Origin of the sequence: Paucibacter sediminis (assembly GCF_030254645.1) — a bacterium.
Classification (GTDB): domain Bacteria; phylum Pseudomonadota; class Gammaproteobacteria; order Burkholderiales; family Burkholderiaceae_C; genus Paucibacter_B; species Paucibacter_B sediminis.
Genome location: NZ_CP116346.1, coordinates 3,867,581 through 3,892,635 on the forward strand (window position 1 = coordinate 3,867,581; position 25,055 = coordinate 3,892,635).

Consider the following 25,055-nt stretch of genomic DNA (forward strand, 5'->3'; position numbering starts at 1 on the left):
AACCGTTCAGTGCAGCTGCGCGTCGGGAGGCGCGCCGGTGGCGACGCTGAACACCGCCTCGCCCAGGCTGCCCACCTCGATCTCGGCCTCGGTGGCCTCGCGCACATCGCGCACGCGCAGATGCATGCGCAGGCCGATGCCGGCGAGCGGGTGGTTGCCGTCCAACACCGCATGCTCGGGATAGAGCTCGGTGACGGTGTAGATGGCCTCGGCCGGCATGTCCTTGGTGGTGGCGCCTTCGGGCATGCCTTCGAACTGCATGCCCACGTCGACGTTCTCGGGCAGCACGCTGCGCGGCTCGAAGCAGACTAGGCCGGAGTCGTAGTCGCCAAAGGCATCGTCGGGCTGCAGGGCCAGGCTGGTTTCATAGCCGGTTTCCTGGCCGGCGATGGCCTCTTCCACCTTGGCGAACAAGTCGTCGCCGCCGTAGAAGAACTCGAGAGGGTTGACCAGTTCGTCGATCAACTGGCCTTGGGCGTCTTCCAGTCTCCAGCTCAGGGAGACGACGCAGGGGGCAGAAATTAGCATGGCTCAATTGTTTCACATCGGCGCAGGGCGACAATCGCCGCCATGAATATCAAGCTCTCCACACCTCTGCTGGGCGGTCTCAGCCCCGAACAATTCATGCGGCGCCATTGGCAGAAGAAGCCGCTGCTGGTGCGTCAGGCCTTGCCAGGCATCCGCCCGCCGGCCTCGCGCAGCGAACTCGCCGCACTGGCCGCCAGCGAGGACGTCGAGTCGCGCCTGGTCTCGCAGTTCAGCGGCAAATGGGCCCTGAAGCAGGGCCCCGTCGCCAAGCTGCCGCCCTATAGCAAGCCGGGCTGGACCCTGCTGGTGCAGGGCCTGGACCTGCATCTGCAGAACGCCCATGAGCTGCTGTCGCAGTTCCGCTTCGTGCCCGAGGCGCGCTTGGACGATCTGATGATTTCCTATGCCAGCGATGGCGGCGGCGTGGGCCCGCATTTCGATTCCTACGATGTGTTCCTGATCCAGGTGCATGGCCAGCGCCGCTGGCGCATCGGCCGTCAGGGCGTGGCCACCACCGGCGCGCTGCGCGCGGGCGTGCCCGTGAAGCTGCTGGCGGACTTCGAGCCCGAGCAGGAGTTTGTGCTCGAGCCCGGCGACATGCTCTACCTGCCGCCCGGCTGGGCCCACGACGGCATTGCCATCGGCGAGTGCATGACCTGCTCGGTGGGTTTCCGCACGCCCTGGCGTGCCGAGCTGGCGCGCGAGCTGCTGCAGCGCCTGATGGACGATGACTCCCAGGCCTATGCCAACAAGATGTATGCCGACCCCAAACAGGCCGCCACCAAGGCGCCGGGCGAGATTCCGCAGCAATTGCTGGACTTCGCGCGCGACGCCACCGAGCGCGCGCTGAAGGAGCCGCTGGCGCTGGAGCGCGCGCTGGGCGAGGCGCTCACCGAGCCCAAGCCGCGCGTCTGGTTCGAGCAGGGCGGCGTTCTGCCCGCGGGCGCCGGCATCGCGCTGGATCGGCGCAGCCGCATGATGTACGACCGCGCCCATGTCTTCATCAATGGCGAGTCCTTCCGCGCCGCCGGCCGCGATGCGCAGCTGATGCGCCGCCTGGCCGATGCGCGTGCCCTGAGCGCCAAGGACCTGGCCAAACTCTCCGATGGCGCGCGCGAGCTGCTGGAGATCTGGGTCGAGGACGGTTGGGTGCAAGCCCAGCAGTGAGGAAAGCATGGAACTGCAGACAGGCATCCTGAATTCGCGCGAGGAGGTGCTCGCGGCGCTCAAGACCGGCCTGCTGCAGGCCCTGGCCCAGGGCGGGCGCGAGCAATGCTGGCTGGACAAGGACTTCTGCGATTGGCCGCTCTCGGACCCCGAGGTGCTGGCCGCGCTGAAGGCCTGGGCCCTGCCGCATCGCCGCCTGCATCTGCTGGCGCATCACTATGAGGGCCTGCGCCGCGCCCATCCGCGCTTTGTGAGCTGGCGTCAGAACTATGGCCATGTGGTGGAGGCGGGCAGCTTCACGGACGAGGACATGGCGCTGGCTGGCGGGCGCAAGCTCGATGCCCTGCTGCTGGCGCCGGGCACGCTATGCCTGCGCGTGCTGGATAGCGAGCATTGGCGCGCGGTCTTGTCCGCAGAGCGCCCGGATGAACTGCTGGCCCGTGAATGGTTTGATGCGATTCAGCAACGCTCAAGCCCTTCCTTTAGTGCCACGACATTGGGTTTGTAAGGAGACCGCAATCAACCCCCTATAATCGCGGGCTAGGCGAGGGAGCGCTCGAGGTTTCCCCCGTCTTGATCTGCTGGGGCTTGCCACTGCGTTTTGCTGTCAGAGGCGGTGCTCCATTAATTACCGGTAATTGATCTTCGTCTCACCGAATCTTTGAGGACAAGTATGAAAAAGTCGATCCTGTTGGCCTCCCTGCTGGCTGCTGTTGCCCTGACCGCCTGCGGCAAGAAGGAAGAAGCTGCTCCTGCACCGGCTCCTGCTGCTGCTCCCGCTCCTGCTGCTTCGGAAGCCGCTTCGGCTCCTGCAATGGAAGCTTCGGCACCCGCCGCCGCTGACGCTGCTTCGGCCGCCGCCAGCAAGTAATCGGTTTTCTTCCGATCACGCAAAAGCCGCCTGGGCGCAAGCCCAGGCGGCTTTGTCGTTTTAGCTCAGAACCTGCCAGTCAACGCCAGTAGCCTGCTCGGCGATGCGTATCTCGCAGCCGCCCGCCGTGCCGCGCGCGGCCAGCAGTTCGGCCATGGCGAGCTCCGGCAGGTTGTTGCGCTCGCTCAGGTGCGCGGCCACCACCTGGCGCAGGCCGGGATGCAGGCAGGCCGCCAGCAGCTCGGCCGCCTGCTGGTTCGAGAGATGGCCGTGGCTGCCGAGGATGCGCCGCTTCAGGCTCGCCGGGTAGCTGGCGTTGCCTCTCAGCATCTCCACATCGTGATTGCATTCCAGCAGCAGGGCATGGCAGCCGGCGAGGGCATCGCGCATGCCGGGGCTGATGGAGCCGGCGTCGGTGAGCACGCCCAGATGGCGGGCGCCGTCATGGCAGCGCAGCTGCAGGGGCTCCATGGCGTCGTGCGGCACCGCAAAGGGCTGCAGGCACAGGTCGCCCAGCGGGATGGCCTCGCCGGCGCGCGCCACATGGCGCAGCTTGGCGTCGACATCCTCGGCGCGCAGCGCCTGCCAGGTGCCGGCACTGGTCCAGATCGGGATGCCGTGGCGCTGTGCCAGATTCAGCGCGCAGCCGATGTGGTCGCCATGCTCATGGGTGATGAAGATGGCATCCAGATCGTCGGGGCTCAGGCCGCGCAGGCCCAGCCGGCGTGTCAGTTCGCGCAGGCTGAAGCCGGCATCGATCAGCACCCTGGTGCTGGTGATGCCCTGACTGGCCTCCACCACGGTGGCGTTGCCGCCGCTGCCGCTGCCCAGGCTGCAAAAACGCATGGCCAGCGGCGCTGCCGCCTCAGCGCAGATCGTCCATCAGCAGGTTCAGGATGCGCTTGGCGATCTCACCGGTCTGCTGCTGGCCCTTGTCGTCCAGCACCATCACCGTGCTGCGCTCGCCCTCGGACTTGACCGAGACGCGATAGCGCGCCGCGGTCTGGCCCTTGTCGCCGCCGAACAGCTTGCTGAAGAAGTTGGGCTCGTCCTTGCCGGCCTCGTTGGGATCGGCATAACGCAGGAAGAACAGGCCCTGCTTGCGGTCGCGGTCTTCCACCGTGAAGCCATGGCGATCCAGTGACTGGCCGACGCGGCGCCAGGCGCGCTCGAAGCCTTCGTTGACCTGCAGGCTGGTGGGCACGTCCGACAGCGCGCGCGTGCCGGCATGTACGGCGGCCGTGGCTGGTCCCTTGGCGGGCGCGGCCGGCGCGGCGGCCAGCACGGCCTTGGCCTGCTCGTCCTTGGCGCCCAGCTTGAGCATCAGGCGCGAGAGCATTTCGGCTTCCAGCTGCGGGTCGGCGGGGCGCGGCTGCCAGGCCGTGTTGTCGCGCTGGTTGTTTGTGTAGACCTCGACCATGCCGCGGTGGCTGACATAGATCTCGGTGCCGCCATTGACGCGCTCCAGGCGGGTGCGAAACTTGTCGCGCTCGCCGGTGGAGTAGAGGCCGTCCAGCACCTTGCCGATGGTGCTGCGGATCAGGTCCTGCGGCAGCTTGGCGCGGTTCTCGGCCCAGCTGGTTTCCATCACGCCCACTTCGGTCTGTTCGCTGGCGAGCTCGAAACCGCGCTCGAGCCAGAAGCCGCGCACCTGCGGCCAGAGCTGTTCGGGCGTCAGCGAGCTGCGCAGCCAACGCTGCTCACCCGAGCGCTCGATGCGCAGATCGCCCACCTGGTCCAGCGCCACCTTGCTCATGCTGCCAGCGCTGGGCTTGGCGGTGGTGGAGGCCTGCTGCATGGCGGAGGCGCTCACCACGCCGCCCTGCACCTGGGCGCGGCCATCGCGTGCCAGCTGGGTCAGATCGGGCGGCACATCGAGGCCGGTGGTCTGGCGTGCACCGCTGCGGTAGTCGACCTTGTCGGAGGAGAACATGTTCTCGATCGAGCTGCAGGCCGTGAGCGAGGTGCCGACGAGCAGCAGGCAAGCCAAGCGGACCGCGGTCGGTGCGGCAGTTGCTTTGAAAGTTGGGGTCACGCTGGACATCTCCGAAGGTCAGGCATGCGCCCATGCGCATGCTGTCAGGGTCGCAATGATAGGGGCTGTGGCTTAGAGCAGGCCTGCGTCGCGCAGGGCCTGGCTCACCAGTTCCTGGCCGCCGGCGGTGAGTGGCGTGATCGGCAGGCGCATATGCGCCTGGATTCGGCCGAGCTTCTCCAGCGCCCATTTGGTCGGGGCCGGGCTGGGCTCGCAGAACAGCTGCTTGTGCAGGCTCAGGAGCTGGAAGTGGATGCGCTTGGCCTCGGCCACATTGCCGGCCAGCGCGGCCTTGCAGAGCTCGTGCATGGCGCGCGGCACCACATTGGCGGTGACGCTCACATTGCCATGGCCGCCCAGCAGCATCAGCGCGATGGCGGTGCCGTCGTCGCCCGAGTAGATCGAAAAGCCTTTGGGGGCATGCTTGATCAGGTAGGCGGCGCGCTCGATATTGCCGGTGGCCTCCTTGACGCCGAACACGCCCGGCAGGGCGGCGCAGCGCAGGGCGGTGTCGGGCAGCATATCGGCCACGGTGCGGCCGGGCACGTTGTAGAGCATCATCGGGATGTCCACGGCCTCGGCGATCGCCTTGTAGTGCTGGTAGATGCCTTCCTGCGAGGGCTTGTTGTAGTAGGGCACCACCGACAGCGTGCAGTCCGCACCCACCTGCTTGGCGTAGCGGCTCAGCTCGATGGCCTCCGCGGTGGAGTTGGCCCCGGTGCCGGCCATGATGGGCACCCGGCCGGCGGCATGTTCGACCGCCGCGCGAATGATCTCGCGGTTCTCTTCCATGCTCACGGTGGGCGATTCGCCGGTCGTGCCGACCACGCCGATGACGTCCGTGCCTTCGGCGATATGCCAATCAATCAAACGGCGCAGCGCGGCGTAATCGACGCTGCCATCTTCCTGCATCGGCGTCACCAGGGCGACGATGCTGCCTGCTATCGGTTTCATCAGGATTCCTCGTAATCGGCGGATTCTACTCAGCGCCGCAGCCGCTCAGCCAAAGGGAAGCTGATGACGGGGGTAGACCCCAGGCTGTGCCGCGGCGCGAACCGCAGCAACGCGCTGCACATAGCGCGGGTTGACGCCCGCGTCGTCGAGGAAGCCGTCCTCATAGCCCAGCACGCGCAATCCGGCGCAGGCCTGCAGCAGCTCGCCGGGCTGGAGCAGGAAGTCGGCACGCGCCGGCCGGCCCACGCTCTGCTGGCCATCGGCGAAGGTCTCATAGATCAGCCAGCCGCCGGGCGCCACCGCGCTAACGATCCGCGGCAGCAGCGGCCGCCACAGGTAGTTGCTCACCAGCACCAGCTCGAACTGGCGTTCGCCCAGCGGCCAGGGGCCGGCTTCGAGGTCGGCAACGATCAGTTCGCCAAGCCCCTGCAGGCCGGCCAGGGCCGCGGCGTCGCGGTCCACGCCGGTGACGCGCAGGCCCTGCTGGGCCAGATGGCGCAGATGGCGGCCGCTGCCGCAGGCCAGGTCCAGCGCGCTGGCACCGGCCCGCAGCGCCTGCGGCCAGCGCGTCAGCCAGGAGGAGGGGCTTGCGCTTATGCTCATCAGAAGCAGGCCCAGACCTGCTCGGCCAGCTGCTGCATCAGGCTGGGCTGCGCATAGGCGAGGAACACCAGGGCCAGCGCGGCCAGGGCCGCCAGCACGGAAGCTATCCGCCAGAGCCGGCCGCGGAGTCTCATGCGCGCGCCAGCGTGGGTCGCACGATGGCGCCCTCGCGCACCGGCAGGTTCACCAGCGCGGCCAGCACGCCCAGGGCCACGGCCAGCCACCACACCACGTCGTAGCTGCCGTTCAGGTCATAGAGCTTGCCGCCCAGCCAGACGCCCAGGAAGCTGCCGATCTGGTGGCTGAAGAACACGAAGCCGCTCAGCATCGACATGTGCTGGATGCCGAAGATCTGCGCCAGCACCGCATTGGTGGGCGGCACGGTGGACAGCCACAGCACCCCCATCACCGCGCTGAACAGGTAGACGCCCATCGGCGTGATCGGTACCGACAGGAAGATCACGATCGCGATGGAGCGCAGCGCGTAGATGGCCGAGAGCAGATAGCGCTTGGGAAAGCGCTGGCCCAGGCTGCCGGCGGCATAGGTGCCGAACACATTGAACAGGCCGATCAGGGCCAGCGCATAGGTGGCCACCTCGGGGCTGAGACCCTGGTCCTTCAGATAGCTGGGCATGTGCACGCCGATGAACACGACCTGGAAGCCGCAGACGAAATAGCCCGCCATCAAGAGCTGGAAGCTGCGGTAGCCAAAGGCCTCACGCAGCGCCTGCATGATGCTTTGCTGGTGGGCATGGGCCACCGGCGCCGTCTTGGGCTCGCGCAGGCCCAGCGCCAGCGGCGCGATCACGCAGGCGGCCAGCGCCAGGATGTAGAGCGCGTTCTGCCAGCCGGTATGGCCGATCAGCCAGTTCTCCACCGGCACCATCAGGAACTGGCCGAAGGAGCCGGCCGCGGCCGCCACGCCCATCGCCCAGGAGCGCTTGTCGGCCGCGACATTGCGGCCGATCACGCCATAGATCACCGCATAGGTGGTGCCCGATTGCGCCAGGCCGATCAGCACGCCGGCGCTGCCGGTGAAGGCCAGGCCCGAGGTGGAGAGCGCCATCAGCACCAGGCCCAGGGCATAGAGCAGGCCGCCCGCCACCAGCACGCGGAAGGGGCCGAAGCGGTCGGCCAGCATGCCGGTGAAGGGGCCGGCGGCACCCCAGGCGATGTTCTGGATCGCCAGCGCGAAGGCGAAGGTCTCGCGCGTCCAGCCACGCTCCAGCGTGATGGGCTGCAGCCAGAGGCCGAAGCCATGGCGTATGCCCATCGAGATGGTGACGATCATGGCGCCGCACAGCAGCACCTGCTGCAGCGACAGGGTGGGGCGTTGGGGGAGGGCGGTATGGGCAGTCATCGGCGCAATGTAGCGAGTTCAGCGTTTGTGCGCTGACGCGGCCTTGACAGCCGGCCTGCCCGTGGGCTTGCTGGCGGGCTTGCCGCTGGCCTTGCCCTTCTTCCCACTCTTGACAGGGCTTTTCTTGCTTGCTGCGGTGTCGGCCGTGCCGCCCGCCGTGCTCGCCACATCGTCCATCAGGGTCAGGATGCGGCCCTGCTTGACGCGCAGCAGCGGCTGCTCCACGGCGGCCGGGTCCTGCAGCGGATGGCCCGCCAGCACCAGGAAACTCGCGTCACAGCCGGGCTCGAAGCAGCCCAGGCGGCGCTTGGGGAAGATCGCCCTGGGCGTGTCCTGGGTGGCGATGCGCAGCAGCTCGGCGGGGCTCAGCACGCCCAGGGCGGCGAGGCTGCGGAACTCCGCCAGGGCCGTGCCGGTGAACACATCCGAGCCCAGCAACAGGGGCACGCCGGCGTCCCTGAGCATTTGCAGATTGCGTTTTTGCACTTCGCGAATGCGCGCCTGCAAATCGGCATCGGCCTTGAAGAGGCCGGTGGCGGCAGTGGTGGTGATCACCGCGATCTTGCGCTGCGCCGCCAGCTCGATGCTGGCCGGGCTCAGCAAATAGCTTTCGGGCGCATCGCCGTGATGCGGGAAATAGCCGGGCAGGTGGGCGATCTGGTCGACACCGGCGCGCACCGCGGCCTCGAAATCGGCGGCACTGTCGACATGGGCGGCCACGCGCTGGCCCGAGGCGTGCGCCATGCGCACGATCTCGGCCGCCACCTCGGCCCGCAGGCCCAGCTTGCCCATCAGCTCGGGGCGGCCACGCAGGTCTTCGCGCTCGTGGTAGCTGAGCACCAGCTTGATCAGCTCACTCTTGCGCGCCTGCACCAGCGGCCATTTCTCGCGCACCTGGGCCGGGCTGTTCATCACCAGCACCGCCTTGTCGGCCACATCGGCCAGGGTCACGGCGGGCTGACCCTCGCTGGCGGGGCGCAGCAGCATCTCCAGCGGGTGGCCGTCGGAGGAGGTGATGCAGGCGGTGACGAAGGCCACGTCGGGCGCATCGGCGCCGCCGGCCAGCTTGCGCACCGGCGCCACGCCGGCCGGGTCGCCGCACAGCATGGCGGCGTAGAACACGCCGTCCTGCAGATAGCTGCGCGCAAACTGGCCATAGCCCCATTCGTTCTGCAGATTGTGGTTGTGCGCCTCGCCCAGCGGGGAGATCAGGTACTGGCCCTTGAGTTCCATACGGCGGTTCACGCGCCTGGGCTTCGCGGCCACGAAGCGGCCGTCTTCCACATAGAGGCTGCCGCGGCGGAACTCGCTGCCGTCGAACCACTGGGCGTTGCGCAGCTCCATGCTCATGGCCGGGCTGGCCTTGAAGGGCGGCGGGCTGGTTTGCGCCAGGGCATTGCCGAGGCCCAGGGCGCACAGCGCGAGAAATAGAAGACGCATCGTGTTGGCGCAGCAGAAATCAGGCGCGCATGCTACGCCCCTTTCGGCCCGCCGAAGCCGAGCCACAGCCTCCCTACAATCCGCGCCATGGCAACGAAACCTTCCGCATCACCCACGCCGTCCAGCTATGGCGAAGCCTCGATCCGCGTGCTCAAGGGCCTGGAGCCCGTCAAGCAGCGGCCGGGCATGTACACCCGCACCGACAATCCCCTGCACACCATCCAGGAGGTGATCGACAACGCCGCCGACGAGGCCCTGGCCGGCTTTGGCAAGCGCATCGACGTGATCCAGCATCTCGACGGCTCGATCTCGGTGGCCGACGACGGCCGTGGCATCCCCTTCGGCCTGCACCCCGAGGAGGGCGTGCCGGTGGTGGAAATCGTCTTCACCCGCCTGCATGCCGGCGGCAAGTTCGACAAGGGTTCGGGTGGTGCCTACAGCTTCTCGGGCGGCCTGCATGGCGTCGGCGTGAGCGTCACCAACGCGCTGGCCAAGCGCCTGGAGGTGCAGGTCTGGCGCGACAAGCAGGTGGCCAGCCTGGCCTTCGAGGCCGGCGATGTGGTGGAGCCGGTGAGTGCGCGGGCCGCCGCCAGCGGTGACCGCAAGCAGGGCACGACGGTGCGCGTCTGGCCCGATGCCAAGTATTTCGAGAGCGCCGAACTGCCCCGTGGCGAGCTGGTGCATCTGCTGCGCTCCAAGGCGGTGCTGATGCCCGGCGTGATCGTGACGCTGAAAAACGAGAAGAGCGGCGAGCTGCAGACCTGGTCCTACAAGGGCGGGCTGCGCGACTACCTGATGCAGACGCTCAATGCCGACCCGCTGATCCCGCTGTTCGAGGGCGAGCAGTACGCCACCTCGGCCGAAAGCGAGAACTTCGCCGAGGGCGAGGGCGCCGGCTGGTGCGTGGCCTTCACCGAAGACGGCGCGCCGATGCGCGAGAGCTATGTGAACCTGATCCCCACGGTGGCGGGCGGCACGCATGAGTCGGGCCTGAAGGACGGTCTGTTCGGCGCCATCAAGGGCTTCATCGAGATGCACAGCCTGCTGCCCAAGGGCGTCAAGCTGATGCCCGACGATGTGTTCTCGCGCGCCTCTTTCGTGCTCTCGGCCAAGGTGCTGGACCCGCAGTTCCAGGGCCAGACCAAGGAGCGCCTGAACTCGCGCGACGCGCTGCGCCTCGTCTCCACCTATGTGAAGCCGGGCCTGGAGCTGTGGCTCAACCAGCATGTGGAACATGGCAAGAAGCTGGCCGAGCTGGTGATCAAGCAGGCGCAGACGCGCCAACGCGCCAGCCAGAAGGTGGAAAAGCGCAAGGGCTCGGGCGTGGCCGTGCTGCCCGGCAAGCTCACCGACTGCGAGAGCCGCGATGTGCTGCACAACGAGGTCTTCCTGGTGGAGGGCGACTCGGCCGGCGGCTCGGCCAAGATGGGGCGCAACAAGGAGACCCAGGCGATCCTGCCGCTGCGCGGCAAGGTGCTGAATTCCTGGGAGGTGGAGCGCGACCGCCTGTTCGCCAACAACGAGATCCACGACATCTCGGTGGCGATCGGCGTGGACCCGCATGGCAAGAACGACAGCCCCGACCTCAGCGGCCTGCGCTACGGCAAGATCTGCATCCTGTCGGACGCGGACGTCGACGGCTCGCACATCCAGGTGCTGCTGCTGACCCTGTTCCTGCGCCACTTCCCCAAGCTGATCGAGTCGGGCAACGTCTATGTGGCGCGGCCGCCGCTGTTCCGCGTCGATGCGCCGGCGCGCGGCAAGAAGCCGGCCGCCAAGATCTACGCCCTGGACGAGGGCGAACTCAGCGCTACGCTGGACAAGCTGCGCAAGGAAGGCGCGCGCGAGAACAGCTGGACCATCAGCCGTTTCAAGGGCTTGGGCGAGATGAGCGCCGAGCAGCTCTGGGACACCACGCTGAACCCCGAGACGCGCCGCCTGATGCCCATCGCCTATGGCGATTTCGATCTGCTGCAGACCGAGGAATCCTTCAACAAGCTGATGGGCAAGGGCGAGGCCGCCTCGCGCCGCGAGCTGATGGAGTTGCACGGCGACAGCGTTGAAGTGGACGTCTGATGGACACCGTCTACAACCAGCACCACGGCCTGCACGCCGCCACGCACGAGTTCTTCCGCGGCCGCCTGGTGCCCGCCTTCGAGGTGCCGGCGCGTGCCGACTATGTGCTGGCCGCCGTGCAGGCCAGCGGCTTAGGCGCGGTGCGAGAGCCGGTGGACCATGGCCTGGGCCCGCTGGAGGCGGTGCACAGCCCGGCCTACCTGCGCTTTGTGCGCGGCGCCTGGGCCGAGTGGCAGCAACTGGGCGGGGAGGGCGATGCCTTCCCGGCCGTCTGGCCCGTCCGCAGCCTGCGCAGCGATGTGGTGCCCGCCAGCTTTGCCGCCCGCATGGGCCTGTATTCGATGGACAGTGGCACGCCGCTGACCGCGGGGGCCTGGGAGGCCGCCTACTGGGGCGCGCAGACCACGCTCACCGCGCTGGACCTGGTGCTGGCCGGCGCGCGCAGCGCCTACGCGCTGACGCGCCCGCCCGGCCACCATGCCGGCGCCGATTTCTTTGGCGGCTACTGCTTCGTCAACAACGCGGCGGTGGCGGCGCAGGCGGCGCGCGCTGCCGGCAAGCAGCGCGTCGCCATCCTGGACGTGGACTACCACCATGGCAATGGCACGCAGGCGATCTTCTATGCGCGCGGCGATGTCTACTACGCCAGCATCCATGGCGATCCGCAGACCGAATACCCCTTCTTCCTCGGCCATGCTGATGAGACCGGCGCCGGCGCGGGCCTGGGCTGCAATGCCAACTACCCGTTGCCGGCGGGTGCCGGCAACGAGCAATGGTTCGAGGCCTTCGAGCGCGCCCTGGTGGCGCTGAACGCCTATGCGCCCGAGCTGCTGATCGTCTCGCTGGGCGTGGATACCTATGCGGGCGACCCGATCTCGCACTTCAAGCTCGACCAGCCCGAGTTCCGCCGCATCGGCCAGGCCCTGCGCACGCTGCAACTGCCCACGCTGTTCCTGCAGGAGGGCGGTTATGCCACCGAGGCCATCGGACACAACGTGGTGGCGGTGCTGCGTGGCTTCGAGGAAGGCGCATGAGCACCATCGCCTCGCCCCGCGTGCATCTGCGCCCGACCATGCTGTCCGATCTGGACTTCGTGGTCTCGGTGGAGCAGGATTCGGCAAACCGCCCCTTCATCACCCCCTGGGAGCGCACCCAGCACGAGGGCGCGATCCGCTTTCCGGACAGCCGCCATTTCATCGTGGAGCTCGGTGATGCGAGTGAGCGCGCCGGCTTTGTGATCCTGCAGGGCTGTCGCAATCCGCATGGCTCGGTAGAGCTCAAGCGCATCGTCTTGCAATCCAAGGGCCGCGGCCTGGGGCGTGCCTGCGTGCGCCTGCTCAAGAAGCTGGCTTTTACACAGCTGCATGCGCACCGTTTCTGGCTGGATGTGAAGGCGCTCAACACCCGCGCGCTGCAGCTCTATGCCAGCGAGGGTTTCGTGGAGGAGGGCCGTTTGCGCGAAAGCGTGCGCGTCAGCATCGAGGGCGCGGACGGCTACGACAGCCTGATCGTGATGGCGATGCTGGACCGCGAGTACCAGGCCCGCCTGGCGCTGGGCGAAGAGGGCGCGTGAGCCACCCGATGAAGATCCATGACGCCGCGGCCCTGTGCCGGGGCGTCGAGCAGTAGACGACAAGACAGATGAACCAGAACGCATTCGATTTTGAAGATCCCAAGCCCGCTGCGCCCCGCGATGGCGGTGGCGCTGACGGTGGCGACGCGCTGAGCCTGGCCCATTACGCCGAGCGCGCCTATCTGGAGTACGCGCTCTCGGTGGTGAAGGGCCGCGCCCTGCCGGATGTCTGCGACGGGCAGAAGCCGGTGCAGCGCCGCATCCTCTATTCGATGGAGCGCATGGGCCTGGCCTTCACCACCGCGGCCGGCCCCAAGGCGGTGAAGAGCGCGCGCGTGGTGGGCGATGTGCTGGGCCGCTTCCACCCGCACGGCGACCAGGCCGCCTACGACGCCCTGGTGCGCATGGCGCAGGACTTCAGCCAGCGCTATCCGCTCATCGACGGCCAGGGCAACTTCGGCAGCCGTGATGGCGACGGTGCCGCGGCGATGCGTTACACGGAAGCGCGGCTGGCCCCCATCACCCGCTTGCTGCTGGACGAGATCGACGAGGGCACGGTGGACTTCGTGCCCAATTACGACGGCTCGACGCAGGAGCCCAAGCAGCTGCCGGCGCGCCTGCCCTTCGTGCTGCTGAACGGCGCCAGCGGCATCGCCGTGGGCCTGGCCACCGAGGTGCCCAGCCACAATCTGCGCGAGGTGGCCGGCGCCGCGGTGGCGCTCTTGAAGAACGAGAAGCTCAGCGACGCGGAGCTGTTCACCCACATCCCCGGCCCCGACTATCCCGGCGGCGGCCAGCTCATCAGCCCGGCCGAGGACGTCCAGGCCGCCTACCGCAGCGGCCGCGGCAGCCTGAAGCTGCGTGCGCGCTGGAAGATCGAGGACCTGGCGCGCGGCCAGTGGCAGCTGGTGGTGACCGAGCTGCCGCATGGCACCAGCGCGCAGAAGGTGCTGGAGGAGATCGAGGAGCTCTCCAACCCCAAGGTCAAGGCCGGCAAGAAGGCGCTTTCGCAGGAACAGCTGCAGCTCAAGGCCTCGCTCCTGGCGGTGCTGGACGGCGTGCGCGATGAATCGAGCAAGGACGCCGCGGTGCGCCTGGTGTTCGAGCCCAAGAGCCGCACGGTGGAGCAGCAGGAGCTCATCACCACGCTGCTGGCCCACACCAGCCTGGAGACCAGCGCGCCGATCAACCTGACCATGATCGGCGCCGACGGCCGGCCCACGCAGAAGAGCCTGCGCCAGATCCTGAGCGAATGGCTGGGCTACCGCATGGCCACGGTGCTGCGCCGCACCGAGCATCGCCTGGCCAAGGTGCTGGACCGCATCCATGTGCTGGAGGGCCGGCAGCTGGTGCTGCTGAACATCGACGAGGTGATACGCATCATCCGCAACGCGGACGAGCCCAAGGCGGCGCTGATCGAACGCTTCAATCTGAGCGACCGCCAGGCCGAGGACATCCTGGAAATCCGCCTGCGCCAGCTGGCGCGGCTGGAGGCCATCAAGATCGAGCAGGAGCTCAAGAGCCTGCGCGACGAGCAGGCCAAGCTGGAAGACATCCAGGGCAACCCCAGCGTGCTCAAGCGCACCGTGGTGAAGGAGATCGAGGGCGACGCCAAGACCTATGGCGACGAGCGCCGCACCCTGATCCAGGAAGAGAAGAAGGCGGTGGCCGAGGTCAAGATCGTCGACGAGCCCGTCACCGTGGTGGTGAGCATGAAGGGCTGGGTGCGCGCGCTCAAGGGCCATGAGGTGGATGCCGCCGGCCTGAGCTTCAAGTCGGGCGACCAGCTCTACGGCGTGTTCCCCTGCCGCAGCGTCGATCCGCTGATCGTGTTCGGCAGCAATGGCCGCGTCTACTCGGTGCCGGTGGCCCTGCTGCCCGGCGGGCGTGGCGATGGCCAGCCCATCACCACCCTGATCGAGCTGGAGTCGGGCACCCAGATCGCGCATTACTACGCCGCGGCGAGCAGCCAGCGCCTGGTGCTGGCCGGCACCGGCGGCTTCGGCCTGATTGCCCAGCTGGGCGATCTGGTGGGCCGCCAGAAGGCCGGCAAGACCTTCCTCAGCCTGGAGGGCGAGGAGAAGCCCTTGCCGCCCAGCCCCGTTCCGGCCGGTGAGGTCTTGGGCGTGCCCCCTGTTGTCAATTTGGCCTGCCTGTCCCTGCAGGGCCGCCTGCTGACCTACGCGCTGGACGAGCTCAAGCACCAGCCCAAGGGCGGGCGCGGCCTGACCCTGATGGACCTGGACCCCAAGGACGCGCTCATCAGCACCGCAGCCTTCACCAACAGCCTGCAGGTGCTGGGCTCGGGCCGCGGCGGCAAGCCCAAGGAAGAGCTGCTCAAGGGGGCAGGTCTTGCCAGCTACGCCGGCAAGCGCGCCCGCAAGGGCAAGCCCGTGGAGGGCTTGCAGAAGGTGCTGCGCGTGCTGGCCGCCTGATCAGGGCGCGGCAGCGCCGATATGGCGCTGCAGGAAGCGCTCCACTCGGCCCCAGAAATCCTTCTGGGTCTCGATGGCGCGCCAGCCGTGGCCTTCCTGCGGGTAGAGCACCCACTCCACCTGCTGGTTGCCGGCGGCGGCCAGGGCGTCGCGCATCTTCACGCCATGCTCCATGGGCACGCGGCGGTCGGCCGCACCGTAGGCCATCAGCAGCGGTTGCTTGAGCCTGGCGGCCTGCTTGAGCGGTGAGGTGGCGTCGAGGCGCTCGCCGTCCTTGAGCGGGTCGCCGATCATCAGCGGCAGGTCGTAGCTGAGCCCCAGCGCGCCCTGGTCGCTGTTGAGCGAGCTGAACACCAGCTTCAGGTCCGACACGCCCACCCAGTTGATGCCGCAGCGGAACAGTTCCGGGTTCTTGATCAGGCCCATCATCGCGGCATAACCGCCATAGCTGGCACCGGCGATGCAGATGCGCTTGGGATCGGCCAGGCCCTTGGCGATGGCCCATTGCGTGGCGTCGGCCACGTCGTCCTGCATGGCCAGGCCCCATTGCTTCCAGCCGGCGCGCAGATGCCTGCTGCCATAGCCGGCGCTGCCGCGGAAATCGGGCTCGATCACCAGATAGCCACGCGAGGCCAGGAACTGCGCGGTGTCGCTCCACTCCCAATGGTTGCCGCGCACAAAGGGGCCGCCATGCACCAGCACCACGGTGGGCAGGGCCTGCTTGGCGGTGGACTTGGGCCGCGTCACCGTGATGGGCAGGCTGAGCCCGTCGCGCGCCGCGATGCGCAGCGGCTCGCGCGCCGCCATCGCTTCGGTCTTGATCCAGGGCCGCGCCAGCATCAGCGGCTTGAGCTGTTTGCTGTCGCGCTGGTAGAGGCTGAAGATGGTGGGCTGGCGGTCGGAGTTGGACTGCACCAGCACGACATTGCTGTGCAGGCAATCTCGGCAGTAGATGCGGTTGACGGTGGCGCCGAGGGCCTTGTCGACCTCGGCCTGCAAGGCCTTCATGCCGGCGTCGAACCAGACGCTGTCGAGCGACTCGCCCTCGTAATGCACACCCAGCAGCGCGCCCGTCTGCGGATCGAAGACCAGCTCGCCGCTGAAGTCGTAACCCTTGATGTTCAGCAGCACCTGGGGCGGCGTGGCGGCCTGCTTGGGATCGAAACGCAACAGCACCTTGTTGTCGCCCCGACCGTCGGGGGCCGGCCCGATCAGGAACAGATCGCCCTTGGGCCCGACGTCGAACCAGAAGGCGTCCTTGGCATCGAAGCGGTTGCCGCTGCGCCACGGGGTCCAGGTCTTGCCATCGGCGCCGGCCAGATGCATGGTGTACTGGTCTTTCGCGATCGCGGTGGCTGCCACGGCGCGGCCCTGGCCATCCAGCAGCCAGTCGTAGACGTTGTCGGGGGCCTGGTCCAGGATCTGGCGCTTGCGGCCGTTGCGCGTGTCCAGCCTGGCCACGCTGGTGGAGCGAAATTCGCCCAGGCCGTCGAAGCTGTGGTGCTCGATGATGACGTCGTCGCTGCCGTCGTCCAGCACGCGCAGCAGCTGCCAGTTCCAGGGCAGCAGCTCCTCGCGGCGCTCCTTGATGAGCGAGTTCTTCAGCTCGGCGATGCCCTCCATATTCACCTTGGGTACGGAGGAACTGGCGTTGATCAGCTGCTTGAACTGACCGCCATCGACGTCGACGGCCCACAAACCATGGGCGATCGGCTTGTCGGTGGCCTCCTGCAGCTGTGCCACGTCGAACACCAGGCGCTGCTTGTTGACCCATTGCACGCGATGGATGTCGCTGTCGTCCATGCCCACCAGCACGCGCGAGTTGCCCAGGTTCTGCAGGTCGATCACGGTGAGCTGGGTGCGCCGGCCGGCGGGCGAGGCCACCACGGCCAGATAGCGGCCATCGGGCGAGAGCTGCGCCCGGCCGTACTGAGGCAGGCGAAAGAAATCCTCGGCGGGAATGCCCGCACCGGGCGGGCGAGCGTCCTGTGCCTGGGCCACCGGGCTCAGCAGCGCCGTGAGGGCGCACAGGGTTGCGAGACAGCGAGCGCGCAGGGCATGGCCTGGCAGTTTCATGAGACTTCCTCCCTTTATGTTTGGGCGGGATTCTCGCGGCTTCGGCTCGCCCTCCTATTGGGGCTTGCCCTTCGGCGGCCTGGGAGGCCTTGGCAAGGGGTGGGCACGCGCTTGGTGCATGCCCTTACAGGTGTTGACAATAAAGCTAGGGGATCCCCCCAAGGGTAGGGAGACGAACGTGATTAATTTGGCGTTGATGCAACGCACAATCCGTTCGCAGTATCTGGTTGTCTACCACCCCCGGGAGTCATAGATGAAATTGAAACCCCTCGTTGCCGCGGCGGCGCTGGCCCTGAGTTCCGTCAGTTCCTTTGCTGTCGGTTCGCTGGACCCGATATCGCCCAGCGCGTCCTTTTCCAACACGGTGACCGGCTCGTTCAGCGACACCTGGACCTTCAATCTGGGCACCGCCTCCATCGTCGCTGCCTCGATCACCAACGTTGCCATCACCTTCGGTAGTTCGACCTTTGGCGAGATTGCCAATTTCTCGGCGCTGCTGAACGGCGTGCCCTTGCTGCTGGGCGGCAGCTCTCAATCGAGCAATGGCGTGACCGTGGCCACGCAGATCCTGGCGGGTAGCACCACGCTGCCGGCTGGCTTCTATCAGCTGAAGGTGTCCGGTACCGCGGTGGGCGCAACGGCCTCCTATGGTGGCAATATCGTCGCCACCCCGGTGCCCGAGCCCGAAACCTATGCCATGCTGCTGGCGGGCCTGGGCGTGGTGGGCTTTCTGGCGCGCCGCCGCCAAAACGTCTGAAAAGCGCCTGATCCAGTCTTTGCCCTGAACCAGCAAGCGAGCCTCGGCTCGCTTTTCTTTTGCCCTACCAGCGGCTGAAGGGGTGGGCGGCCAGGGCCGAGTTGAAGTAGCGCAGATCGTCGGTGACCTCGGCACCCACCCAGGGCGGGCATTCGAAGCCCTGGTCGGCATGCAGCAGCTCGAGCTCGGCGACGACGAGGCCGGCGTTCTCGCCCAGGAACTCGTCCACCTCCCATTGCATGCCGGCATAGGGAATCACGCGGCGTAGCTTCTCGACGCGCGGGCCCTCGCAAAGGCTTAGCAGCGCCACCGCATCGTCTACCGGGATCGGGTACTCGAACTCGGCGCGGCTGGCGCCCACGCTCTGGCCCTTGATGGTCAGGAAGGCTGCATCGCCGGCGATGCGCACGCGTACCGTGCGCGCCGGGTCGCGGCTCAGATAGCCCTGGCTCAGCAGCTGCGCCGGCCAGGCCTTCCAGTCCTCGCCGCGCACCAGGAATTTGCGCTCGATCTCGATGCCCATGACGTTCAGGGCCGGGCCATGGCCATGGCGCATTCATGCACCAGGGCCGAGCCCTTGTAGATCAGGCCGGTATAGAGCTGCACCAGGTCGGCGCCGGCCTGCAGCTTGGCGCGCGCATCCGCGCCGCTCAGCACCCCGCCCACTCCGATGATGGGGTAGTGGCTGCCCAGCGCGGCGCGCAGCAGCCTGATCACCTTGTTGCTGGCCTCGAACACCGGCTTGCCCGAGAGACCGCCGGTTTCTTCCGCATGCGGCAGGCCCTGCACGGCCTCGCGGGAGATGGTGGTGTTGGTGGCGATCACGCCATCGATGCCGTTGTTCTGCAGGGTCTGGGCGATCACCGCCACCTGGGCCTCGTCCAGGTCGGGCGCAATCTTCACGAACATCGGCACCACGCGGCCCGAGCTCGCCTGCAATTGCAGCTTGCGCGCCTGCAGGGCGCCTAGCAAGGCGTCCAGCGCCGCGTCGCCCTGCAGCGCGCGCAGATTCTTGGTGTTGGGGCTGGAGATGTTGATGGTGATGTAGTCGGCATGCGGGAACACCCCGTCCAGGCCGATCAGGTAATCGTCCACCGCCTGCTCGATCGGCGTGGCGGCGTTCTTGCCGATGTTTAGGCCCACCAGGCCGCCGGCGGCGCGGAAGCTGTGGGCGCGCTGCACATTCGCCAGAAAACTGGCCAGGCCCTCGTTGTTGAAGCCCAGGCGGTTGATCAGGGCCTGGGCCTCGGGCAGGCGAAAGATGCGCGGCTTGTCGTTGCCGGGCTGGCCCTTGGGCGTGACGGTGCCCACCTCGATGAAACCGAAGCCCATCGCCCCCAGGCCGTCGATGCAGCGGCCGTTCTTGTCCAGGCCGGCGGCCAGGCCGATGCGGTTGGGGAACTTGAGCCCCGCCAGCTCGACCGGGTCGGCCACGCGCGGCTGGGACCACAGCGTGGCGGCCGCGGTGTTCTGCAGCCTGGCGATGCTGTCGAGGGTCAGTTCGTGCGCCCGCTCGGGGTCCAGCTTGAACAGGAAGGGGCGGGCAAGGGCGTAAGGCAGCAGCGACATAGGGCAGGGATTGTCGCATCGCTGGCGATAATGCCGGATCTGCAGTTTACGGACGCGCCCGCCATGAAGCCCCTGGATGATCCCCGACATGACCGCGAAGTTGGTAGCCGTGACGCCACGCGCGACACCACCCGCACCGACGATACCCGCATCGGCGCGGTGCGGCCGCTGATCTCGCCGGCCCTGTTGCTCGACGAACTGCCGCTGCCCGACGCCTCGCTCAGCCTGGTGGAGCGTGCGCGCGTCGAGATCAGCGATGTGCTGCACGGCCGCGACGACCGCCTGCTGGTGGTGGTCGGCCCCTGCTCGATCCATGATCACGACCAGGCGATGGACTACGCGCGCCTGCTGAAGAATCTGCGCGATGAGTTGAGCCAGGACCTGCTCGTCGTGATGCGCGTCTATTTCGAGAAGCCGCGCACCACGGTGGGCTGGAAGGGCTATATCAACGACCCGCGCCTGGACGGCAGCTTCCACATGAACGAGGGCCTGCGCCTGGCCCGCCAGCTGCTGCTGGACGTGACCGCCCTGGGCCTGCCGGCCGGCACCGAGTTCCTGGACCTGCTCTCGCCGCAATACATCTCCGACCTGATCGCCTGGGGTGCGATCGGCGCGCGCACCACCGAAAGCCAGAGCCATCGCCAGTTGGCCAGCGGCCTGTCCTGCCCGGTGGGCTTCAAGAACGGCACCGATGGCGGCATCAAGGTGGCTTCCGACGCGGTGCTGGCCGCCAGCGCCAGCCATGCCTTCATGGGCATGACCAAGATGGGCGCGGCCGCCATCTTCGAGACGCGCGGCAACGACGACTGCCACATCATCCTGCGCGGCGGCAAGGCACCCAACTACGACGCCGCCTCGGTGCAGCAGGCCTGCGATGCGCTCAAGGCCGCGGGCCTGCGCGAGCAGGTGATGATCGACTTCTCGCATGCCAACTCCAGCAAGAAGTTCGAGCGCCAGATCGAGGTCGGCCACGACGTGGCTGGCCAGATCAGCGGCGGCGATGCGCGCATCACCGGCGTGATGATCGAGTCGCACCTGCAGGCCGGCCGCCAGGATCTGGCCGAGGGCCAGACCAAGGCCGACCTCAAGCCCGGCGTGTCCATCACCGACGCCTGCCTGGGCTGGACCCAGACCGAACCCCTGCTGCGCGAACTCGCGGCCGCCGTGCGCCAGCGCCGCAACACCTGACCCCCTGACGAGCAAGAACCCATGTCACTGACCCAAGACGAACTCAAGACCCTGGTCGGCCAGGCCGCCCTTCAATACGTCACGCCCGGCACCATCGTCGGCGTGGGCACCGGCTCGACGGTGGACAAGTTCATCGACGCGCTGGCCGCCAGCGGCTTGGCAGTTGCCGGCGCCGTCTCCAGCTCGGTGCGCTCCACCGAGCGCATGAAGGCCCTGGGCATCCGCGTGCTGGAGGCCGGCGAGGTGACGAGCCTGCCGGTCTATATCGATGGCGCCGACGAGATCGATCACGCCGGCCATATGGTCAAGGGCGGCGGCGCGGCGCTGACGCGCGAGAAGATCGTGGCCGATCTGGCCGAGCGCTTTGTCTGCATCGCCGACGAATCCAAGCTGGTGCCGGTGCTGGGCGCCTTCCCGCTGCCGGTGGAGGTGATCCCGATGGCCGCCGCCCAGATCGCACGCCGCTTCGCCGCCCTGGGCGCCCAGGCCACGCTGCGCGCCGGCGTGGTGACGGACAACGGCTGCCAGATCCTCGATGTGCGCGGCCTGCAGATCACCGACCCCAAGGCCTTCGAGGCCGATGTGAACCAATGGCCCGGCGTGGTGACGGTGGGCGTGTTCGCGCGCAACCGCGCCAGCGTCTGCCTGCTGGGCACGGCCGCGGGCGTGAAGACGCTGGTCTTCTGAGCCAGGCCTCGCCCCATAAAAAAAGCGCCCCGCGGGGCGCTTTTTGTCGAGTGGACCAGGCTTAGTTGACGCCCACCGCCGACCAAGCCGCCGCCACCGCGTTGGCGGTGGCGCTGCCGGCGCCGTAGAGGTCGTTGGCCGCCGCGATGGTGGCCGCACGCGCACCGGCGTAGTTGGTGTTGGAGGTCATCTTGGTGCTCAGCGCGCGGTACCAGATCTTGGCCGCGGCGTCGCGGCCGATGCCGCTCAGCACCGCATTGCCGGTGGCCACGCGGGTGTCGCCGGCCTGGCAGGTGGGGCTGGTGCCGTAGCTGCTGTTGGTGCCTTCGGCCAGGATGAAGTACAGGTGGTTGGCCACGCCCGAGCTGTAATGCACGTCCAGGCTGCCCACGCCGGAGTACCAGCAGTCGGCCGAGGCGCCATCGGCGCTGGGCTTGATCATGCTGCGCATCCAGGGCGACTTGATCATGATCTTTTCGCCGATCAGGTAGTCGCCCGCGTCATTGCTGTTGTTGGCGTAGAACTCGACCATGGTGCCGAAGATGTCGGAGGTGGCTTCGTTGAGGCCACCGGACTCGCCGGAGTAGGTCAGGTTGGCGGTACGGGCGGTGACGCCATGGGTCATTTCATGGCCGGCCACGTCCAGCGACACCAGCGGGCGCAGGCTCGTGCCATCGCCGTCGCCATAGGTCATGCAGAAGCAGGAGTCCGACCAGTAGGCGTTGTTGTAGCTGCGGCCGTAGTGCACTTGGTTGTAGGCGCCCTTGCCGTCGTTGCCGATGCCGTTGCGGCCATGCACGTTCAGGTAATAGTCCCAGGTCACGGCCGTGCCGTACTGCGCGTCCACACCGGCCGATGCGGTGTCGCTGGTGGCGTTGTTGCCCCAGACGTTGTCGCTGTCGGTCATGATCGAGCCGCCGCGGGTCTTGCCGGCGAGGTTCTTCGTGTAGGTGCCGCCGCGGCTCGGGTCGCGCAATTCGTAGCCACCTGTAACGCTGTTGGTGGTGAGCGTCACATTGCCGCTGTACAGGCTCTTGCCGGTGCCGTTGGCGGCGGCGGTGTGCACGTCGTCCCAGGCGTCCAGCAGGGTGCCCAGCTGGGCGTCGACGATCACATGCTTCTCGCTGGGCGTGCCGTCGGCGCCTTCGCTGAAGACGCGCACATCCCAGGCCAGACGGGGCAGGTCACCGCGCGCGTAGACCAGCAGTTCGGGCGCATGGCCCTGGTCGTCACCCTGGTAGCGCTGTGCCACCAGGCGCTTGGCCTGGCCCTGCGACACGCCGGGCTTGTCGTCCACCTTGGGCTCGCGTGCCAGCGTCAGCGAGATGTCTTCCAGCACGCCCTGGCCGTTCGAGCGCACCACCAGGTCGCCGCCTACCACGCGCAGGCCCTTGAAGCGGCGGTTGAAGCGCACATGCTCGGTGCCGTTGGCATCGACGATCAAGTCCTGCAGCTCGTAGCTCTGGTCGGCGCCGTGGAGGCTGCGGCCGGCGAAGTCGGCGATATGGCCGCGGGCGCGGGCCTCGGCCTTGCCGGGGGCGGCAATGGCCAGCGAGGAAGCGAGGGCAAGACCGAGCGCCAGGGCGGCGGCAGCGGCGGGACGGACAGCAAACTTGGACCTGGATGTCATCAGAAGGGGCTCCGAACTTGTGGTTGTTGACGGCTGCCATGCAGAACCTGATGGGTCCGGCGGCGAGCACGGCGGCACTGTGCGTTATGCGTGCCGGCCGCGCATCCCTGCTATCCCTCTTGGGAGCAGCACCGCTTGCCAAGCTGGGATGAATAAAGTAATGCGGGCATAACCAAAACTTATGTATCAGTTTGTGTCTTCCGGACCCGGGCAAACCGCGCCGGGTCGAGCGCATCCACCAGATCGGCTTCCAGCGGCAGCGGGGCCCCGGTCAGCTGGGCCGCGACGATGCGCGCGCACAGCTGGGCCCAGGCAATGCCGCGCGAGCCCAGCCCGGTGCAGAGCACCAGCCCGGGCAGGCGCGGCAGCAGGCGCAGCTGATCGCGGCGCCCCTGGTAGGCCGGGTCGGCCAGGCCGCCGACCAGGGGCAGGCGGTCGGGCGTGGTGAGGCGCCAGCCCACGCGGCCCTGCAGCGGCGCTTGCCAGGCCGCGGCCGGCAGGGGCAGGCCGCTGAGCTGCTCGTACTGCTGCAGATTGTGGGCGTGGTCGGCGGGGCGCAACCGGTCATCCTCGTCGCCGTCCTGGGCGGTGGCGCCGCACCACAGGCCGCCCAGGCCGTCGCCGATGGCATAGCCGCTGCCGGCCACCGGCAGCAGCGGCACGCGCAGGCCCGGCACGGCCGGCAGCATGCTGAGCTGGCCGCGCTGGGGCATCAGCGGCCAGGGTTGCTGCGCCGCCAGGCCGCGCAGCAGCGGCAGGCTGGCGTGGCCCAGCGCCAGCACCACCGCCTCGGCCTCGGCCAGGCACTGCCCCTGCGCGTCCAGCGCCTGCCAGCCGGCCGCCGTGCGGCGCAGCGCCGCCACCTGCACGCCATAACGCACCGGCGTATCGGCCAGCCAGGCCCGCACCAGGGCGGCGGGCGGCGCGGCGCCGCCGCCCGGATAGAACCAGGCGGGCTGCGTCAGGGCCAGGCCGCTGCGCGCGGCGGCGTCGCTGGCGGACAGCGCCTGCACATAGTCGGCGGGCAGGGCCAGGCGCTCGATCTGGGCCTGCATCTCGGCCAGGCTGCGGCGCGTTTCCAGCCTCAGCAGGCCGCGCTGCAGCCAGGGCATTTGGCCGGCCAGCGCCGCGATGCCGCGCTCGGCCTGCAGGGCCGCGGCGCGGTTGAATCGGGCATGGGTGCCATCGTCGGGGTTGAGGGTGCCGTGGAACAGCCCGCCCGGATTGCCCGAGGCGCCCTGGGCGGGCCCGCCGCGCGCCTCCAGCACCGTCACCTGCAGGCCCTGCTCGCGCAGCGCCGCGCTGCAGGCCGCGCCGGCCAGGCCCGCACCCAGCACCAGCACCTGCCGGGCCTGGGGCGCCAGCGGCAGGCGCGCGGCCGGGCGCTGCAGGGCATGGCGTGGCAGGTAGCGCGCCACCGTCATATGCCATTTGCTGCCCAGGCCGGGGCGCCTGCGCACCTCGAATCCGGCGGCGGCCAGGCCGTCGCGCACCGGCCGCGCCGCGCTCCAGGTGGCGGCGGTGGCCTCGGGCGCCGCCAGGCGACCCAGGCGCTTGAGCAGATAGGGATCCCAGATCTCGGGGTTGAGCGCGGGCGCGAAGCCGTCCAGGTAGAAAGCGTCGACCTCGGCCACCAGTTCGGCCAGCCAGTCGCGCGCATCGCCCAGGGCTAGCAGCAGTTCGACGCGGCCGTTCTCAAAACCGAGGCGATGCAGGTTGTGCGTCAGCGCCGGCCAGGCCTGCAGCAGTTGCGCCGCCAGCTCGGGCGCGGGCGAGCCGGCATGCGCGCGTGCCATGTCGGCGCGCGTGAGCGGGTGCTTTTCGATGCTGATGAACACCAGGCGCTCGGCGCGCTGCGGATCGGCCTGCCAGGCCGCCCAGCTGGCCAGGAAGTTGTTGCCCAGGCCGAAGCCGGTCTCCAGGATCACGAAGCGGCGCCGCCCGCGCCAGCGCTCGGGCAGGCCGTTGCCGCGCAGGAAGACATGGTCGGCCTGCGCAAAGGCGCCGCTGCGGGCATGGTAGACATCGCCATACGTGGCCGGACTGGGCGCTTGCGGGTCCGAGAAATCGAGCTGGGCAGGATGGATGGGGTGGGACTTCATGCGT

The 25,055-nt window shown here is 68.3% G+C and carries 23 protein-coding genes; 10 read left to right on the forward strand and 13 right to left on the reverse strand.

Going from position 1 to position 25,055, the window contains the following annotated elements; genetic code table 11:
- Nucleotides 1-6: 6 nt before the first annotated feature.
- The gene (locus PFX98_RS17945) at nucleotides 7-528 is read right to left on the reverse strand and encodes an FKBP-type peptidyl-prolyl cis-trans isomerase (RefSeq protein ID WP_285231861.1); all 522 of its coding nucleotides are present in this window, start codon (nucleotides 526-528) and stop codon (nucleotides 7-9) included.
- Nucleotides 529-570: 42 nt separating this feature from the next.
- Between PFX98_RS17945 and PFX98_RS17950 the strand changes: the two genes are divergently transcribed.
- The 3 genes from PFX98_RS17950 to PFX98_RS17960 all read left to right on the forward strand — a co-directional run bounded on the left by PFX98_RS17950 (nucleotide 571) and on the right by PFX98_RS17960 (nucleotide 2,566).
- Entirely contained in the window at nucleotides 571-1,695 is a 1,125-nt protein-coding gene (locus PFX98_RS17950; protein ID WP_285231862.1) for a JmjC domain-containing protein, read from the forward strand.
- A gap of 7 nt (nucleotides 1,696-1,702) precedes the next feature.
- Complete coding sequence (locus tag PFX98_RS17955) at nucleotides 1,703-2,203, forward strand: hypothetical protein (RefSeq protein WP_285231863.1); 501 nt, start codon at nucleotides 1,703-1,705, stop codon at nucleotides 2,201-2,203.
- Between the two features lie 165 nt (nucleotides 2,204-2,368).
- Nucleotides 2,369-2,566, forward strand: a complete 198-nt coding sequence (locus PFX98_RS17960) for a hypothetical protein (RefSeq protein WP_285231864.1) — start codon at nucleotides 2,369-2,371, stop codon at nucleotides 2,564-2,566.
- Nucleotides 2,567-2,626: 60 nt separating this feature from the next.
- On the opposite strand, the gene PFX98_RS17965 is transcribed toward PFX98_RS17960, so the two are convergent.
- The 7 genes from PFX98_RS17965 to PFX98_RS17995 form a co-directional block, all read right to left on the reverse strand.
- Nucleotides 2,627-3,412, reverse strand: a complete 786-nt coding sequence (locus PFX98_RS17965; protein ID WP_285231865.1) for an MBL fold metallo-hydrolase — start codon at nucleotides 3,410-3,412, stop codon at nucleotides 2,627-2,629.
- Nucleotides 3,413-3,431: 19 nt separating this feature from the next.
- Entirely contained in the window at nucleotides 3,432-4,499 is a 1,068-nt protein-coding gene (gene bamC, locus PFX98_RS17970; protein ID WP_285235626.1) for an outer membrane protein assembly factor BamC, read from the reverse strand.
- Between the two features lie 174 nt (nucleotides 4,500-4,673).
- Nucleotides 4,674-5,555: a 4-hydroxy-tetrahydrodipicolinate synthase gene (dapA, locus tag PFX98_RS17975; protein ID WP_285231867.1), complete on the reverse strand. Its 882-nt coding sequence runs from the start codon at nucleotides 5,553-5,555 to the stop codon at nucleotides 4,674-4,676.
- 45 nt (nucleotides 5,556-5,600) lie between these two features.
- On the reverse strand, nucleotides 5,601-6,158 hold the full coding sequence (locus PFX98_RS17980) for a class I SAM-dependent methyltransferase (RefSeq protein WP_285231868.1): 558 nt from the start codon (nucleotides 6,156-6,158) through the stop codon (nucleotides 5,601-5,603).
- Nucleotides 6,158-6,292 (reverse strand): hypothetical protein, encoded by a 135-nt coding sequence (locus PFX98_RS17985; RefSeq protein WP_285231870.1) that lies wholly within the window; start codon nucleotides 6,290-6,292, stop codon nucleotides 6,158-6,160. Before PFX98_RS17985 ends, PFX98_RS17980 begins: the two co-directional genes overlap by 1 nt.
- Complete coding sequence (locus PFX98_RS17990) at nucleotides 6,289-7,518, reverse strand: MFS transporter (RefSeq protein ID WP_285231871.1); 1,230 nt, start codon at nucleotides 7,516-7,518, stop codon at nucleotides 6,289-6,291. Before PFX98_RS17990 ends, PFX98_RS17985 begins: the two co-directional genes overlap by 4 nt.
- A gap of 18 nt (nucleotides 7,519-7,536) precedes the next feature.
- The gene (locus tag PFX98_RS17995) at nucleotides 7,537-8,958 is read right to left on the reverse strand and encodes an amidohydrolase family protein (RefSeq protein ID WP_285231872.1); all 1,422 of its coding nucleotides are present in this window, start codon (nucleotides 8,956-8,958) and stop codon (nucleotides 7,537-7,539) included.
- A gap of 87 nt (nucleotides 8,959-9,045) precedes the next feature.
- On the opposite strand from PFX98_RS17995, the gene PFX98_RS18000 reads away from it, so the two are divergent.
- From PFX98_RS18000 to parC, 4 genes are all read left to right on the forward strand, one after another.
- Nucleotides 9,046-11,034, forward strand: coding sequence for a DNA topoisomerase IV subunit B (locus PFX98_RS18000; protein WP_285231873.1), 1,989 nt, complete (start codon nucleotides 9,046-9,048; stop codon nucleotides 11,032-11,034).
- On the forward strand, nucleotides 11,034-12,068 hold the full coding sequence (locus PFX98_RS18005) for a histone deacetylase family protein (protein ID WP_285231874.1): 1,035 nt from the start codon (nucleotides 11,034-11,036) through the stop codon (nucleotides 12,066-12,068). Before PFX98_RS18000 ends, PFX98_RS18005 begins: the two co-directional genes overlap by 1 nt.
- On the forward strand, nucleotides 12,065-12,607 hold the full coding sequence (locus PFX98_RS18010; RefSeq protein ID WP_285231875.1) for a GNAT family N-acetyltransferase: 543 nt from the start codon (nucleotides 12,065-12,067) through the stop codon (nucleotides 12,605-12,607). Before PFX98_RS18005 ends, PFX98_RS18010 begins: the two co-directional genes overlap by 4 nt.
- A gap of 68 nt (nucleotides 12,608-12,675) precedes the next feature.
- Nucleotides 12,676-15,042 carry a DNA topoisomerase IV subunit A gene (gene parC, locus PFX98_RS18015; protein ID WP_285231876.1) on the forward strand — a complete coding sequence of 789 codons (2,367 nt, stop codon included), beginning with the start codon at nucleotides 12,676-12,678 and terminating at the stop codon, nucleotides 15,040-15,042.
- Here the strand turns inward: parC and PFX98_RS18020 are convergent, their stop codons facing one another.
- Entirely contained in the window at nucleotides 15,043-17,118 is a 2,076-nt protein-coding gene (locus PFX98_RS18020; RefSeq protein ID WP_285231877.1) for an alpha/beta hydrolase family protein, read from the reverse strand.
- Nucleotides 17,119-17,371: 253 nt separating this feature from the next.
- Between PFX98_RS18020 and PFX98_RS18025 the strand changes: the two genes are divergently transcribed.
- The gene (locus PFX98_RS18025; RefSeq protein ID WP_285231878.1) at nucleotides 17,372-17,875 is read left to right on the forward strand and encodes an FxDxF family PEP-CTERM protein; all 504 of its coding nucleotides are present in this window, start codon (nucleotides 17,372-17,374) and stop codon (nucleotides 17,873-17,875) included.
- A 64-nt stretch (nucleotides 17,876-17,939) separates the two neighbouring features.
- Here PFX98_RS18025 and PFX98_RS18030 read toward each other — a convergent pair whose 3' ends face one another.
- Together PFX98_RS18030 and PFX98_RS18035 are read right to left on the reverse strand one after the other, a co-directional pair.
- The gene (locus PFX98_RS18030) at nucleotides 17,940-18,398 is read right to left on the reverse strand and encodes a CYTH domain-containing protein (protein ID WP_285235627.1); all 459 of its coding nucleotides are present in this window, start codon (nucleotides 18,396-18,398) and stop codon (nucleotides 17,940-17,942) included.
- A gap of 5 nt (nucleotides 18,399-18,403) precedes the next feature.
- Complete coding sequence (locus tag PFX98_RS18035) at nucleotides 18,404-19,444, reverse strand: quinone-dependent dihydroorotate dehydrogenase (RefSeq protein WP_285231879.1); 1,041 nt, start codon at nucleotides 19,442-19,444, stop codon at nucleotides 18,404-18,406.
- A gap of 63 nt (nucleotides 19,445-19,507) precedes the next feature.
- Between PFX98_RS18035 and PFX98_RS18040 the strand changes: the two genes are divergently transcribed.
- Both PFX98_RS18040 and rpiA read left to right on the forward strand, forming a co-directional pair.
- Entirely contained in the window at nucleotides 19,508-20,632 is a 1,125-nt protein-coding gene (locus PFX98_RS18040) for a 3-deoxy-7-phosphoheptulonate synthase (RefSeq protein ID WP_285231880.1), read from the forward strand.
- Between the two features lie 21 nt (nucleotides 20,633-20,653).
- Nucleotides 20,654-21,319: a ribose-5-phosphate isomerase RpiA gene (gene rpiA, locus PFX98_RS18045; RefSeq protein WP_285231881.1), complete on the forward strand. Its 666-nt coding sequence runs from the start codon at nucleotides 20,654-20,656 to the stop codon at nucleotides 21,317-21,319.
- A 61-nt stretch (nucleotides 21,320-21,380) separates the two neighbouring features.
- On the opposite strand, the gene PFX98_RS18050 is transcribed toward rpiA, so the two are convergent.
- Together PFX98_RS18050 and mnmC are read right to left on the reverse strand one after the other, a co-directional pair.
- Nucleotides 21,381-22,949 (reverse strand): M4 family metallopeptidase, encoded by a 1,569-nt coding sequence (locus PFX98_RS18050; protein WP_285231882.1) that lies wholly within the window; start codon nucleotides 22,947-22,949, stop codon nucleotides 21,381-21,383.
- Nucleotides 22,950-23,128: 179 nt separating this feature from the next.
- The gene (gene mnmC / locus PFX98_RS18055; RefSeq protein WP_285231883.1) at nucleotides 23,129-25,051 is read right to left on the reverse strand and encodes a bifunctional tRNA (5-methylaminomethyl-2-thiouridine)(34)-methyltransferase MnmC2/FAD-dependent 5-carboxymethylaminomethyl-2-thiouridine(34) oxidoreductase MnmC1; all 1,923 of its coding nucleotides are present in this window, start codon (nucleotides 25,049-25,051) and stop codon (nucleotides 23,129-23,131) included.
- Nucleotides 25,052-25,055 lie beyond the last annotated feature (4 nt).